Consider the following 439-nt stretch of genomic DNA (forward strand, 5'->3'; position numbering starts at 1 on the left):
GATTTAATCGCGCCATCCAAATCAATCATCATCGTTTTATCTGCGCCTGTGTGCCCGCCAGAACCTGCCGTAAAAACAATTGCGTCACAGCCTTTTGCCGCTTCAGCTAATTCGCTAATTGGTCCTTCAAGGTTCGCCAGCACAGCGTCTACTCCTGCCTGTTGAAACGATTCCAACTGTTCTTTTGAACGTACCATCGCCCGTGCTTCATGAGGCGATTGCTGTTCAATCTTTTCGACAAGCTGTTTGCCAATTTGTCCGTTTGCACCGATTACAAGTACTCTCACTTGACCTACCACCTTTCCTCTATCTGTTTTTTCTATACCCTTTACATAGCTCACAAAACAATGCTATCAGCTGTTTTGACTTCCCGGTATGGCCCGAGCAAGCCCTAACGCCACAAGCCATACACGTTGTGGCCCTAAATAACTGTTCACCG

Annotated in this window: 1 protein-coding gene; it reads right to left on the reverse strand. The window is 47.2% G+C overall.

Translation table 11 applies throughout. The annotated features are described in order from the left end of the window. Positions 1–287, reverse strand: a 287-nt coding sequence (locus Q8G36_RS28660; RefSeq protein ID WP_305275353.1) for an NAD(P)H-binding protein, incomplete at its 3' end; no start/stop codon positions are given. Positions 288–439: the final 152 nt, after the last annotated feature.

This window comes from Peribacillus frigoritolerans (assembly GCF_030676415.1).
In the GTDB taxonomy this organism is placed as follows: domain Bacteria; phylum Bacillota; class Bacilli; order Bacillales; family DSM-1321; genus Peribacillus; species Peribacillus frigoritolerans_A.